Origin of the sequence: Salegentibacter sp. BDJ18 (assembly GCF_017579965.1) — a bacterium.
Lineage (GTDB): Bacteria > Bacteroidota > Bacteroidia > Flavobacteriales > Flavobacteriaceae > Salegentibacter.
Genome location: NZ_JAFLQX010000019.1, coordinates 23,890 through 38,315 on the forward strand (window position 1 = coordinate 23,890; position 14,426 = coordinate 38,315).

The 14,426-nt window shown below is 36.8% G+C and carries 9 protein-coding genes; 3 read left to right on the plus strand and 6 right to left on the minus strand.

Annotated features, from left to right (window positions below; translation table 11 throughout):
* Position 1 precedes the first annotated feature (1 nt).
* A complete protein-coding gene (locus tag J0871_RS10800; protein WP_208225231.1) occupies positions 2–1,240 on the plus strand; it encodes a tetratricopeptide repeat protein in 1,239 nt (412 codons plus the stop codon).
* A gap of 252 nt (positions 1,241–1,492) precedes the next feature.
* Positions 1,493–2,713, plus strand: coding sequence for a cation:proton antiporter (locus J0871_RS10805; protein ID WP_208225232.1), 1,221 nt, complete (start codon positions 1,493–1,495; stop codon positions 2,711–2,713).
* A gap of 36 nt (positions 2,714–2,749) precedes the next feature.
* Here the strand turns inward: J0871_RS10805 and J0871_RS10810 are convergent, their stop codons facing one another.
* Positions 2,750–3,751, minus strand: coding sequence for a PAS domain S-box protein (locus tag J0871_RS10810; protein ID WP_208225233.1), 1,002 nt, complete (start codon positions 3,749–3,751; stop codon positions 2,750–2,752).
* Positions 3,752–4,312: 561 nt separating this feature from the next.
* On the opposite strand from J0871_RS10810, the gene cobA reads away from it, so the two are divergent.
* The gene (gene cobA, locus J0871_RS10815) at positions 4,313–5,125 is read left to right on the plus strand and encodes a uroporphyrinogen-III C-methyltransferase (RefSeq protein ID WP_208225234.1); all 813 of its coding nucleotides are present in this window, start codon (positions 4,313–4,315) and stop codon (positions 5,123–5,125) included.
* 13 nt (positions 5,126–5,138) lie between these two features.
* Here the strand turns inward: cobA and J0871_RS10820 are convergent, their stop codons facing one another.
* The 5 genes from J0871_RS10820 to J0871_RS10840 all read right to left on the minus strand — a co-directional run bounded on the left by J0871_RS10820 (position 5,139) and on the right by J0871_RS10840 (position 14,423).
* Complete coding sequence (locus tag J0871_RS10820; protein WP_208225235.1) at positions 5,139–6,587, minus strand: rubredoxin; 1,449 nt, start codon at positions 6,585–6,587, stop codon at positions 5,139–5,141.
* Positions 6,588–6,631: 44 nt separating this feature from the next.
* Positions 6,632–10,156, minus strand: a complete 3,525-nt coding sequence (locus tag J0871_RS10825) for a nitrate reductase (protein ID WP_243870468.1) — start codon at positions 10,154–10,156, stop codon at positions 6,632–6,634.
* 114 nt (positions 10,157–10,270) lie between these two features.
* A complete protein-coding gene (locus J0871_RS10830; protein WP_208225236.1) occupies positions 10,271–11,671 on the minus strand; it encodes an MFS transporter in 1,401 nt (466 codons plus the stop codon).
* Positions 11,672–11,888: 217 nt separating this feature from the next.
* Positions 11,889–12,557 carry a response regulator transcription factor gene (locus J0871_RS10835; RefSeq protein WP_208225237.1) on the minus strand — a complete coding sequence of 223 codons (669 nt, stop codon included), beginning with the start codon at positions 12,555–12,557 and terminating at the stop codon, positions 11,889–11,891.
* Between the two features lie 48 nt (positions 12,558–12,605).
* Positions 12,606–14,423 (minus strand): ATP-binding protein, encoded by a 1,818-nt coding sequence (locus J0871_RS10840; protein ID WP_208225238.1) that lies wholly within the window; start codon positions 14,421–14,423, stop codon positions 12,606–12,608.
* Positions 14,424–14,426 lie beyond the last annotated feature (3 nt).

A 14,426-nucleotide genomic window follows, 5' to 3' on the forward strand; every position in this document is an offset into this window, starting at 1 on the left:
GATGAAAACTAATATTTTTACTGTTGCGTTGTCATTATTATCGGTGGCTGCCGTTGCACAAAAAAGTGAGATTAGAGATGCAGGCGATGCCGTAGAAGATGGCAACTATGCAGAAGCCAAAACTCAATTACAAACTGCCGAGTCTATGCTCTCTGAAGCAAATGATAAATGGACAGAGAGATTCTACCTTTATAAAGGGCAGGCTTATTTAGGAAACGGAGAAAATGCTTCTCTGGAAGACCTGGAAGTTGCTGCAGAAGCTTTTCAGAAAGCCCAGGAAATGGGAAATGATGATGAAGCTATACAGGGTTTTGACCAGGTAAGAAATGCTTTAGTACAAAGCGCGATTAACGATCAAAATACAGAGAATTACGAAAGTGCTTCAGATAAATTGTATTACAGTTACCAGTTAAATAAGCAGGATACACTTTATTTATACTATGCTGCGGCTAACTCGTTGAACGCTCAGGATTACACCACAGCTTTAGATTACTATGAAGATCTAAAAGAATTAGGTTTTGATGGTTCTGGTGTAGAATATCTTGCCACCAATGTAGAAACTGGTGAACAGGAAGTAATGCAAAAAGAGCAACGTGATTTAATGATTAAAACGGGCGAGTACGAAAATCCTCAAGACCGTAAAATTCCTACTAAAAAAGGGGAAATTGCTAAAAATATTGCTTTAATCTATATCCAGGAAGGACAGGACGAAAAAGCAATTGAAGCTATCCAGGATGCTAAAGCAGAAAATCCTGACAATATTGCACTAATCCAGGCAGAAGCCGATGTTTATTACAGAATGGGTAATAAGGAAAAGTACAATGAACTAATGCAGGAAATTGTAAAGAAAAATCCTAACGATCCTAACGTATATTACAACTTAGGTGTAACAGCTGCAGATTTAGGCAATAACGAACAGGCTATTGAATATTACGAAAAAGCTCTTGAAATTGATCCCGAAATGACCAATGCAAGAATGAATATTGTGGTGGCAATTTTAGCAAAAGAACGTGAGCTAATTGACGAGATGAATCAGCTTGGAATGAGTAAGGAAGATAACAAACGTTATGAGGAGCTGGAAGAAGAGCGTAAAGAGATTTACGAGGAAGCTGTTCCATACCTTGAAAAGGTAATTGAAAATGATCCTGAGAATGTTAACGCAATTAGAACTACTATTAATATCTATACCCAATTAGGTGAAGATGAAAAAGCTGCAGAGCTTAAAGCTCGTTTAGAGTAAATAAATCTTCTTAATTTATATTTTAAACCACCGGAATTCCGGTGGTTTTTTTATGCCGTATTTTTATTAAAAGAATGAATTTACATTAATTAAATTTCAGTATTCATTCCGGAAAAATTAAATCTACAGGAGATGAAACCAGATTTTCGATGGGATAAAAGCAACGATTTTCATTTAGCATAAATAATTTGATAACTTAGTTATAAGATAGAAATTATAATAGTATAAACTGCAGCAACTAAGCCGTGCAATATGTTATTAATCTTTACCATTAGTGCTTTAATTATTTTATCTGGCACTTTTTATAAAAAGCTGGAGAATCATTATATAACCGATCCCTTAATTGCATTAATTTTTGGAGTGATCCTTGGCCCCAATTTATTCAACTTAATTTCCCTGGAGAATAGTAAATCTTTGGATATTCTTAAAACCGCTACAGAATTTACCATGGCAGTTGCTCTTATGGCTACAGCATTACGAATCCCTTCTAACTACTTTAGGAAGCATTTCAAAACACAATCTATGGTTATTGTCTTTGGAATTTTAGGAATGTTTTTATGTAGTTCTTTACTTTTATTTTGGTTGTTGCCTTTATCGTTACCAGAAAGCTGCCTTATAGGAGCAATAATAACTCCTACAGATCCCGTGGTGGCATCTACAATGGTATCTGGTGAAAATGCAAAGAGGTTTTTACCGGCAAGGATAAGAAATACAATTTCATTTGAATCTGGGGTGAATGATGGTTTGGTCTATCCGTTAATTCTATTAGTTTTCGCTTTAATATTTCCCGCGCAAAATTTACAAAACTGGGTTTTAAAAGAATTCCTTTTTGCTACGGTTCTATGTGGTTTTGTAGCATATGTTTTGGGGAAATTATTTGGGAAACTAATGCATAAGTCCCACGGGAAAGGCTGGATGTCTAATAAAGCAGTATTGCCTTTTTCTCTGGCGCTTGCATTCTTGCTATTATCTGGTTTTAACGCTTTAGGTATGAATGGAATTTTTAGCGTTTTTATAGGAGGTTTTGCGTTTTCTTCTGAAATTTCTCAAAACGAAACCATCCAGGAGGAACGCGTTCAGGAGTCTATGGATCGCGTTTTTACTATCCCGGTTTTCTTTATTTTTGGTTTACTTCTGCCCTGGAAAGATTGGATTGAATTAGGAATATGGACCTCAGTAAGCATCATTTTTGTTATAATTTTATTCCGAAGAATTCCCAGTTTTCTTTTATTTCTTAGGCTAACTCCTCAATTTAAATCTAAGTTTAAAGATCAGCTATTAATTGGCTGGTTTGGCCCTATTGGTGTAGCTGCGCTTTATTATGCTATTGTAACTTTAGAAAAAACTAAAGATGACACTGCCTGGATTATTACTAGCTTAGTGGTAATGGCCTCTACGTTAATTCACGGTCTAAGCAGTTTGGCCTTTTCTAAGTGGTATGCTAAATTGGTTAATAAATCAAACAAAGAATAGCCAGGTTTTCTTCATCCATACCTTATTTAATTTCTCTTATAACTGAAGAATAGCTTCAGATTTCCCAATTATTTGCCGGGTAATTCCGTCTAATTCAGTAGCTGATTCATTTAAACCTTTAAATAAAAAATTACGCTCATCCTTATTTAGCTCTTCCCAGGAAGTTTCTTTTACAATACTTAGAATTTTGGCCACCGGCGCCCTAACTAAATGAGACTGGATCCAGGTAATATTCTTTAATTCTTCGTTTTGTTTTTCAATTATTTTCTGGTGTTCAATTTCTTCCGTTATATCTGTAGCCACAATTATTGCGGCTCTTCGATTCATATAAGTAATTATTTTACTATCAATCTTCACCTGGATCTCTGAACCATTTCGTTTTAAATGGATAAAAATTCTATTCCCCGCCAACTTTTTTTCAGCTTTAAAATCGCGTAAAGAAGCCTCCATATTTGGAATTTGTTCTTTTGGCCTAATATCTTTTATAGTCATATTTAAGAATTCCTCCTTAGAATATCCATAATGATTTATAGCCTTCTCGTTTACATCTAAAAACTGTAAGGTCTCCAAATCGTAGACCCAGGTAGGTTGGGGATTAAACTCAAATAAATCAAAATATAGTTGTTGCGATTTTTTTAGCAATTGCAAATTTGCTTTTCGCTCTACACTGTAAAGTATACTTTTGTATAAAATATCAGGGTTTAGATTGTCCTTAATTAAATAGTCTGAAGCACCTAAAGAAATAGCATCTAGCGCAAATTCTTCAAAAACTTCTCCCGTTAATACAATAATAGGAATTTCAGTAAAAAGATGGCAAACGGTGTTTACCAGGTTATTTCCTTTATTATCGGGAAGGTTAAGATCTAGTAGAATAGCATCATATTCTGCACTTAACTCGTTCTCCTTTAAAGCTGAAAATTTACTATACCGGGTTAGAGAATGCTCTGGTAATTTTTCTTTTAAATACTCAGAGATTAAATAATAATCTCCATCATTGTCTTCTATTAAGAGGAAATGGTAGGGTTTATTTTTAAACATAGTTGGAGTAGGGATAGATTTTCGGTTTAATTTTCTGATAATTCTAAGTACTAAATATCAAATATTTCTGAATAAATAAAAAGCTAAATACCTTAAATCACCAAAACTTATAAGTAGTACAAGCTATTAAAAATAATAAATTTTTAAACAGGATATTAATTGAATTTTTAAAGTAAGTAAATAACTTCAAAGCAAGCTCACGAAGCATTGTTATTGATTTCCATGCAATCCTCGGAGCATTTAGTCTCAATTATCGAGTAAATCTTATTTAAATCAAGTTTTATAAGTTCTTATGGATAAAAAAGAGTTCGTTTTTATATTAAAATTAAATTATTAAGCGCTTTGATTCATTTATTTTGAATATACAGAAAGCTATTTATTGAAGCTTTCTTATTATTTTTTTGATCAAAATACTATAATTTAAATTTTAGTCCGCAAAATTACTAAGCTCATAAAAACACTCTCCTTTCATCTATTTTTTACGTAAAAATACTTAGTTTTAAGAAGGGTTTTATAAATTGTGTTTTCTAAGAATTAGAATTAAGATTAATCGTAATTGAAATGAAAACACTAATCAATATCCCAAAATGTACTATCGTTGGGGCTGGTCCTGGAGATCCAGACTTGCTGACTTTAAAAGCGATAAAAGTGCTGAATAATGCAGGTGTAATACTTTATGACGCATTGGTAAATCCTGAAATTCTGGAACACGCACCCGGGGCTATAAAAATTTTTGTAGGAAAGAGGAAAGGGTGTCACGCTTATACCCAGGATCAGATAAACGAACTTATCGTAAAATTCGCCAAAGAAAATGGGAGTGTAGTACGCTTAAAAGGAGGAGACCCATTTGTATTTGGACGCGGGAGCGAAGAAAAAAAATATGCCTGTGCACACGGGGTCGAAGTAGAAGTAATTCCTGGAATTTCTTCAGCTATTTCGGTTCCGGCTTCTGTAGGAATTCCTGTTACAAAGAGACATATAGCCGAAAGTTTTTGGGTAATTACCGGAACTACTTCAGGGCATAAACTTTCTAAAGATGTGGCCCTGGCAGCTAAAACTTCTGCAACGGTGGTGATTTTGATGGGAGTGAGTAAACTCGCCCAAATTGTAGCTTTATATAAAAAAGAAGCTAAAGCAGACCTACCAATTGCAATAGTACAAAACGGTACGCGAGAAGATCAAAAGCTCGTTGCCGGAAATATGGCCAATATTGAAACCCTGGTAAAAAAATATAAAATAGGAACCCCGGCCATTATAATTATGGGGGAAGTGGTTAAGGAATGTGAGGCTTATAAAACAGGAGTGAATAATACAGAAATTGATGAATTTATCTTTCAGAATCTTAATTACCTCAATTTACCCCAAACTGCATAATTATAGTTGATATTTAACTAAGCTTTTCCTGAATACGTTTTTCAAATGCTGACTTTGGGGCTTCGCAAAGTGAACAAACGTATGTTTCGGGAAGTTGGTCAAAGCTGGTGCCGGCTGGTATTTTTTGCGTAATATCACCAAACTTTGCTTCGTAAATACTGAGACAGGCCGCACATTGCCAGATTTCTTTTTTCAATTTCTCTTTCTCTGGTTTTGATTCTGGTATCTTTCTGGCCTTTTCTTCTTTCTCACCCAATTGGCTAAAGTACATTTTACTTAATTCTATGAGCAAACCGGGCAATTCAACTTTGTCCACATCCTGAACATGAATCACATAATTACGGGTATTAGGATCAAAATTTTGAGCATAAAGTAAATTATAGGTGTCACGTACTCCAATCTCATTTAGAATTTCTGGTGCTTGATTTTTTTCAATTACCACAGCAGTAAAATAGTTGCTTTTTTTGGTTGAATCAAAAATCCCGAAAGTCAATCCATAGGTGCTAATATCCTTTTGATCAAAATTTGAAACCAGGTATTTTTTTAGGTTTGCGGCTTCTTCGTTATCTACCGGAATATGCCAATTTAGCTCTAACATAGAATGCCTCACATTAATTCCGTTTTTTCCCAGAAATTTCTCCCATTCAAGTTTGGTGTTTATTGGGATTCCTTTTACAATCAAAGATTTCCAGGGGGTAATTGAAATTTTTCCAATTTTAGACTCAGCGCATAAATCACACATTTCTTTGAGAAAACTGGTGTAATATTTATTATTTCGCCAATATAGTCCCAGCCAATAATTATCCATTCCAATCTTATTCATTCCCTCGTAATACGGAAAAGGTTGATATGGGATTTCCAGAGATTTATCAATTGTTCTATTATTGGTTTCAAGAGAATCACTTAGCAAATTGAAAATCATCTCTACCTCCTCTGGTTCTTCCTGGAGCAATTCTTCAATTCCATAAACAATTTCTCCCACGTCCCAGGTATAAATAAGCGCAGGATATACCTGCATTTTTTGCCATTCTGGTAGCCTGATGTACAGGTACCAATAATCTTCGTGTTCTGATGCTATAAAATTTAGATGACCGGTAAATAATGGGACCAGGCGTTGTTTAGGATCTGTAATATTTACTTTTAAATTTGGAGGAATTCTAAATTGTTCCAGCACATATAAATAACGGTCTCCGGTAAGCCAAGGTGTTCCCGAAAAAATATCTGAAGCTACATAAGAAGAAACTATATTTTCAGCTCCCTCAGTTTTTGGCGGAATTATTTGATATTTATTTTCAGCAGAAAAATTTTCAACTTCAACATCTTTGGTAATCAAAATATCCTGGCGGGACCCCAGCGAAATAGAATCTGAACCCGATGCCTCAGCTAATTCTACAATTTCCTTTAATTCTGCAGGTGATAAAACTCCTCCTTTTATAATTATTCTTGTGAATGATTTTTTCATAAATATTCTAATTAATTTAAACTGAAGCCAGAGCTATGCGAAAACTACCCGGCCACCAAAAGTTCCCTAACTTCGGTTTTACAACTTCCGCAGCCTAACCCGGCACCGGTTTCTTTGCAAAGTGTTGTAAAATCTTTATTTCCATTTTTAATGGCTTCCTGTAAGTTTCCGGCACCAACCTGGCTGCATGAGCATACAAGTTTTCCCTTTACCGGTTTACTGTTTCCTGAACCACGTAATAGAGTATCGCGCTTATCTGCCAGTTCCATTTTACTTTCTATAAGCGTTTTAAATTGAGCAAATTCATTTTTATCACCCATTAAAATGGCACCAACAAGCAGGTCATTTTTTACAATGCATTTTTTATAATATCGCTTACTAACATCGGTAAATACAATTTCCTCGTAAGCAGGGTCGTTCTCGGGTACATTTATATCTCCCACACTACAGAGGTCCAGGTTTTTAAATTTCAGGATATTCATTAGTACCGAGCCCCTGTAAATACTGCCAACATCACCAGCTAAAAAGTTAGAAAGAACCGCGGCTTGCTCTTCGGCGGCAGAAGTGATACCAAATAACTGACCTTTATACTCAGCAATTTCACCAATTGCAAATATATCTGGATTAGAGGTTTGTAAATGCTCGTTAACCTTTACGCCTCTCCCACAAGTGAGACCGCTTTCCTTAGCAATTTCAATATTTGGCCGTGTGCCAATGGCATAGGCAATGGCGTGTGCATTAAGGACTTTCCCACTTTTGAGACTAATAGTTAATTCTCCGGGATTTTCTTCATCATCAAAAACAGTACTTACTTCGTTATCAAAATAAATATTAATTCCACGTTCCTGAACATCCCTGGCCAGGAGCCTGCTAGAGAGTATATCAAGCTGGCGCTCCATAAGGCGGGATGATCGTTGTACTATGGTAATATTTACATGTTCTTTTTGCAATGCAGCCGCGAGCTCTAAGCCAAGCAAGCCACCGCCCACAATCACCACATGTTGTTCTTCTGGGGGTAAACCGGTATTTTCCAAGTAGGTTTTAAATTCATCGGCATCTGCTTTACTTCTCATGGTAAATCTTCCTGGAGAATCCAGTTGAGCATCTTTTGGAACAAATGCCCGACTACCTGTAGCAATAATCAATTTATCAAAATGATGTTTATTCCCCCGGTGGTCTGTTACCGATTTTTCGTTTTTATCTATTTTGGAAATAGTACAGGCTTTATGAAGTTGAAGATTTAATTTTCCCAATTCAACTTCCTTAATTTTTAAAAGTTTTTCCCAGCTGAGTTCCTCTGTAACATATTCTGGTAGTAAAACACGATTGTAAAACGGATCTGCTTCTTCTGAAAATACGTGCAACTCATCATCACTATTATGGTCCCGATAATTTTGAACAAACCTGAATGCAGCAGCTCCTGCACCGATAATAATTATTTTTTCTACCGGTTTTTTATATTTTGAAACCGAAACCCTGGTAAATTTGAAATCGGGTTCTTTCGATTGCGGATCAACGTGATTAAAAGTAAGGTTATTCGCGCGGTTGAGGTCACTTTTTAATTGTTTACCCCAATGCATTGGTAAAAACAAAACGCCAGGTCTTACGTCTTTGGTGATTTTTGCGCGTAGCCTAACATTTCCATTTTCACTTTCTACTTCCACGACTTCGCCATTTTTGATGAAATTCTTAATCCCATCTACCGGATTTATCTCTAATACGGGGGAAGAATAATGGGTTCGAAGTCGGGAAACTTTTCCGGTTTTGGTCATACTATGCCATTGATCCCGAACTCTTCCCGTTGTAAGGATTAATGGGAATTCTTCATCGGGTTGTGTAGAGGTGTTATTGATTGAAACTGGAATATTAAAAATCGCTTTTTTAGATACGGTGTAAAATTGGTGGTCTTCAAATAGCCTCTTAGTGCCGGGATGGCGATATTCAGGTACTGGCCATTGAATACTCCCTTCGTTTTTGAGACGATCATAATTAAGATGGGAAATATCAATATTGGTACCTTTAGTCATTTCGCAATATTCCGCGTAAATTTCTTCTGTAGAATTATAGTTAAATTCAGAAAAGCCCATTCTTTGCGCGAAATCACAAAAAATTTCCACATCGGCGCGGGCTTCTCCGGGTGGGGTGAGGGCCTTTGGTAGATAAGAAATTCGTCTTTCAGAATTGGTCATTGTGCCTTCTTTTTCCATCCAGCCCGCGGCAGGTAATACCAAATCGGCATATTCCAGGGTGTCAGACTTATGCGAGATTTCCTGAACCACCACAAATTTGGCTTTTTTCAGTGCTGCTTCAGCTTTGCGAACATCAGGCAGGCTCACCATTGGATTTGTACAGGCAATCCAAACCGCTTTTAATTTTCCGCTTTCGAGGGCATCAAACATTTCAGTTGCTGTATATCCCGGTTTTTCTGAAATTTTATCCACTCCCCAAAAATCAGCTACTTCCTGCCTGTGATCAGGGTTATTTAAATTTTTATGAACTGCTAACAAACTCGCCATTCCGCCAACTTCCCGGCCACCCATGGCATTTGGTTGCCCAGTAAGAGAAAAAGGACCATTACCGGGTTTTCCAACTTTTCCGGTTATGAGAGAAAGGTTAAGCAGTGCAAAATTTTTATCGGTTCCCACAGAACTTTGATTAAGCCCCATAGCCCACATACTAATAAAGCCTTTAGAGCGACCTATCAATTCAGCTGCTTCTTTAATTTCTTCTACAGGAACGCCACATTCTTTAGCTGCTTTTTTAAGAGAAAGGGAATAGGCCTGTTTTTTATAATCCGGGAAATTTTCAGTATGCGCTTTTATAAATTTTTTATCGATATAACCTCGTTCAATTAAGCGGCGGCCAATAGCATTAAAGAGAATAATATCGGTGCCGGGTATAAGTTGTAGGTGAAGGTCGGCGAAACGTGCTGAATCGGTTCTACGTGGGTCTACCACAATCACTTTTACTTCATCGGGGTTTTCTTCTTTATGCTTTTCAAGTCTTCTAAAGAGAATAGGATGGCACCAGGCAGGGTTTGCACCGGCGATTAAAAAACAATCGGCCAGTTCAATATCATCGTAAGAAACCGGCACTGAATCTTCCCCGAAAGTTTTTTTATAAGCCACTACTGCCGAGCTCATACATAAACGGGAATTGGTATCAATATTATTTGTACCCAGAAAACCTTTAGTGAGTTTATTCGCAATGTAATATTCCTCTGTAAGGCATTGTCCCGAAACGTAGAATCCCACACTATCAGGTCCATATTTTTGGATAAGGGTTTTGAAGACGCGGGCAGCGCGATCAAGTCCCGTGTCCCAGCTTACCCGTTCGCGTGGATGGGATTTGCTCCAACGCATTTCGGGATGCATAATCCTGTCAGAAACATTGTTCGCAACATAATCAAGGTTCATCCCTTTAGAACAAAGCATTCCGCGGTTTACGGGATGGTCTTTATCACCTTTAATCGTAATTTTGTTATCGAAGCTTTTTTGGGCTATAATACCACAGCCTACGCCGCAATAAGAGCAGGTGGTTTTAAATTCTTCTTGTTGTATTTTTTTCATAAACTCAGCGACAAAATATACTTAAACGCTGGTTACTAAGCGCTTATAATTTATTAAAAGAATGGATTATTTCTGCTAAATCCTTATTAAACAGAGGTGATTATTATAGGATTTTTAAGCGTTTTGGTGCCTTAATTCTAATGCAGCTTCTTTTTCATCTTCCTTAGAAAACCGAATGGCTAAACTAATAAGACCTGCGGCCAGAATACTAAAACCAATCCAAAGAAATGCGTCTGAAATGGCTGCTGAAGATGCCGAAGCCCTTGCTGCTTCTACAATTTCATTATTTCGGCCTTGGTTAGCCGCAATTGCTGCTTCTTCGGCAGCAACCGATTTAATTTTTAGGAACAAAGCTGCGAAAAATGCTCCTACATTTCCGCCGGCACCTACGATTCCCGAGATAGAGCCTATAGCTTTTTTATTGATAAAAGGCACCACGGCGAAAGTAGCGCCCTCAGCCATTTGCACCGCCAAACTGAATGCAGTAAGGAGAAGAATGGCTATAATAAGGCTGCCGGCCATGGAGAATAGCGAAAGTATAATACCTTCAGCAATTAGAATTAGGGTGAGAAAGAATACCCGGCCTTTTAATCCGCCTTTTTCTCCCGATTTATCGCCAAAATATCCACCCAGGGTCCTGGCAAAAAGATTCATAAGGGCAAAGCCTAAAATAATGTTTCCTGCTGTTACGCGCTCCAGGTTAAAAGTATCTTGTAAATAGCTGTCCATGGTACCGTAAACCGTAAGCTCTATACCAAAACACACACCGTAAACTACAAAGAGTATCCAGACGCGATAATCCTTGATAGCGGTTAAAAATCCATTTTGATCTTTCTTAACCGGAATTCTTTTTCCCGATTTTTTTAGGTCTGAAAAATTTCCTTCCGGGGTATCTTGTGTGAAGAAATAATAGACAAAGCCCATACTGAAGCATACAAGTCCTGCCACAATCATTGCATAACGCCAAACTTCGGTTTCTGCAACTCCAAAAGCAACAAGACCAGTAGCAATTAAAGGCATTCCTAACCTGTTTGCGCCTCCACCCAGGTTGCCCCAACCGGCTGAGGTTGCATTGGCCGTGCCTACTACGTTAGAAGCAAACATTAAAGAAGTATGTACTTGCGTAATTACAAACGAAGCTCCTATGAACCCCATACATAAGCGACAAAGTTGAAATTGAAATGGCGTTTGTACCTGGCCGCAGAGTATGGTGGGAATGGCTCCTAAAATTAATAACCAGGTATAGCAGAGCCTGGGACCGTATTTATCACATAACTTACCAATTAACAGGCGGGCAAAGACTGTACCTGATACCGCGAGGATAATAGCGTTCCATTTTTGGGAGGGGCTAAGGCCTAAATCTTTTTCTACCTGGGGCATAAAAGGCACTATTCCAAACCAGGAAAAAAAACAGATAAAAAAGGCAAATGCCGAAATCCAAAAAGTCCTTATTGGAATACTTTTTAAATTTCTTAAATCTAATTTTGTTGCTTTACCAGTGATCACATCATTCATAATACTTAGTTTTATGATTTAAAAATAAGTATAAATACTTAAAAAAATAAGTTAAGATGAATTAATACGAAAATTAAAAAATAGAGCCTTTAGAATTATAAATTTTTAAAAATAGGATGTTTAAAATATTAATCTTCAGGTAATAGAAGTGTTCCTGGAGGTGAGAACAGTAAAGAAGTTTAAATTTCGGGATAATTATTTGGAGAGGGGAATTTCCTTAAATTAATTTTAGCTCCCTGGATTTATGAGTAAGTTCCATAAGGTTTTTTACTTCTAATTTTTTCATCAAATTAAAGCGGTGAGCTTCTGCAGTTCGTTTACTTATTTTAAGCTCATCGCCAATTTCTTGGTTATTTTTTCCTTCTAAAATAAGTTCCAGGATTTGTTTCTCTCTTTTAGTGAGAATATTAAGTGCAGGATCCTGTTTTTGGGAACTTGTGTCTAAAGGCTTTTCCGAATTTCCATTCACAAAATTGTTCACAATTATTGCAGAAATATCGCCACTAAAATATTTTCCACCGTCGGCAATCTTATTAATGGCTTTAAGAAATTCTTCTTTGCTGGAGCCTTTAAGTAAATAACCATCTGCGCCGGCTTCTACGCATTGTACTACGTATTCGGTAGAATCGTGCATGGAAAGAACCAATGTTTTTACTTCAGGAAAATCTTTTTTTACTCTTTTCACTACTTCAATCCCGTTTAGCTCGGGCATTCTAATATCAACGATTAGTAAATCGGGAGCCTCTTTCTCAATAATTTCAAGGGCTTTTTTACCATTCGCTGCTTCATTCACCACACTTAGGTTTTCTTCATTTTCCAGTAAGGCAATAATACCATCGCGTACCAGTTCGTGATCATCGGCTAAAAGAATTTTGGTATTACCCATCATATTTGTGTTTTATACGTACGAAAATACGCATTTTTAAATAGAAGTCTAATCTTGTTTTAGGGGAAGATTCAGCGTTACCCGTGTGCCTTCCCCGGGAGAGGAATTAATAAACAATCGGCTGTCTATAAATTTTACACGTTCTTTCATAAAAGTAAGTCCCATCCCACGATTGCCGCTTTTTTCTGAAGCAATACTTTCCTGGTCAAAACCTTTACCATTATCCTCAATACTAATACTTAAAATTTCTTTGCTATGGCTTACACTTACAATAATATGGGTAGATTCGGCATATTTTATGGCATTATTTACGGCTTCCTGCGTAATGCGATAAAGGTTAATTTCAGTAATATTTCCCAGGCGCTGTGAAAACCCTGTTTTATTGAATAAAATAATATTTTTCCCCGTGAGTTTTGAAAGTTCTTCTGTGAGTTTTTGAAGCGCCGGTACAATTCCATGGTCTGTGAGTTCCGGTGGGGTGAGATTGAAAGTAGCAGCGCGAACTCCCTGAATAATTCTTGTACTTAATTCTTTTAAACTTTCAATTTTGCTTTCGGCTTTTTCGGGATATTTAAAATCTATGCTTTCAAGGTTATATTTAAGTCCGGTTAGCATTTGGCCAATTCCGTCGTGAATATCTTTTGCAATTCGGTTCTGCTCGTTTTCCTGGTTTTCAATGATTTTTTTAGCAATTAAACCCTGTTGCCGCATTTTTTCTTCGTAACTCTTTCTTGTAAGTTCTTCTATTTTTAGCTGGGCTTCTTTATTTTTGGTAATATCTACGCCAATAATGGTAAGTTCGGTTTTATCTTTTTCGGGTTGAAAAGGAACGATAGATAATTCAAGCCAAATATCTTTTTTGTCTTTGGTAGTAGCTTTTACTTCCCCCTGCCAGCCCGATCTTTTATGAGCTGAAATGAGTTTTTCAATATTGAGTTGTTCATTTTCTTTGGGTGATAAAATTTCAGAAAATTTAGTCTCCATATTAAATTTTTTATACTGAAATAGCTTCGAAAACCGATCGCCTATATGCAAAACATCGCCATTTGGAGTAATTCGGGCAAAAAGTAAAATTTGATCCATTGCCTGGCCAAGTGCACGTAATTCTTTCACCGATTTTTCACGAGCTTCGCTTATGGCATCTGCATCACGCGCCATTTTTACGGCCCGGGATTCTGCGTGCATCAGGTTTTTAATATTGTTTTTAACCCCTTTAGCTGTTGGTAAGAAGATGAAGAAAAATTCAAGTAATAAAATTGACAGCGTAAAAATTGTTAAAAATAATTCCAGGTTTTGTAATTGTTCCACCCGGGTATGTGCTTCTTCATCATATTGGTTTACGATAGCCTCCATAAGACCAAGAAAATCGGCTTCGTTTTCTTTGATTTCAGTGATTTCAGCTGAAAAATCTTCTACAGGACGTCCCGGATTTTCATCTATTTTCAGCAGTAAACTTTGCGATGCTGCCCTAATTCTCTCATAATAAGGCTGAATTTTACTGAATTTTTCTTCAATTTCATCACTCTGTGCTGAAGCGATATTTAAACTGTCGCTCCCATGTTTTAAAACTTCATGAGAATGAGTCCAGCGAGTAAGGCTTTCTTCGAGGTTTTGGGCAATTTTTTTGCGCTCGTTTATGCTTACGGTTTCAAGAAGTAAAAGGCTCTCTTTGGTGAGCTTTTGGCTCAACATTCTTTGGCGACCCGAGATATTGATAAGTTTAGAATCTCCTTCCTGTTCTTCAAGGAATTTACCGATAAATAACTGACTTATAATTACCGAAAGTGCAATGGCTGTTAGGGCCAGAATATATAGCTTTCTAAGTTTTATAAAGGTATGTTGGTCTAGAGAGCTATGTGACGCCATTAT

Excerpts from the sequence above, each read along its gene's own strand:
- cobA (WP_208225234.1), top strand. The coding sequence starts at position 4,313 with ATGAAAACACTAATCAATATCCCAAAATGTACTATCGTTGGGGCTGGT.
- J0871_RS10840 (WP_208225238.1), bottom strand. The coding sequence starts at position 14,423 with ATGGCGTCACATAGCTCTCTAGACCAACATACCTTTATAAAACTTAGA.
- J0871_RS10830 (WP_208225236.1), bottom strand. The coding sequence starts at position 11,671 with ATGAATGATGTGATCACTGGTAAAGCAACAAAATTAGATTTAAGAAAT.
- J0871_RS10805 (WP_208225232.1), top strand. The coding sequence starts at position 1,493 with ATGTTATTAATCTTTACCATTAGTGCTTTAATTATTTTATCTGGCACT.
- J0871_RS10820 (WP_208225235.1), bottom strand. The coding sequence starts at position 6,587 with ATGAAAAAATCATTCACAAGAATAATTATAAAAGGAGGAGTTTTATCA.
- J0871_RS10800 (WP_208225231.1), top strand. The coding sequence starts at position 2 with ATGAAAACTAATATTTTTACTGTTGCGTTGTCATTATTATCGGTGGCT.
- J0871_RS10810 (WP_208225233.1), bottom strand. The coding sequence starts at position 3,751 with ATGTTTAAAAATAAACCCTACCATTTCCTCTTAATAGAAGACAATGAT.
- J0871_RS10835 (WP_208225237.1), bottom strand. The coding sequence starts at position 12,557 with ATGGGTAATACCAAAATTCTTTTAGCCGATGATCACGAACTGGTACGC.
- J0871_RS10825 (WP_243870468.1), bottom strand. The coding sequence starts at position 10,156 with ATGAAAAAAATACAACAAGAAGAATTTAAAACCACCTGCTCTTATTGC.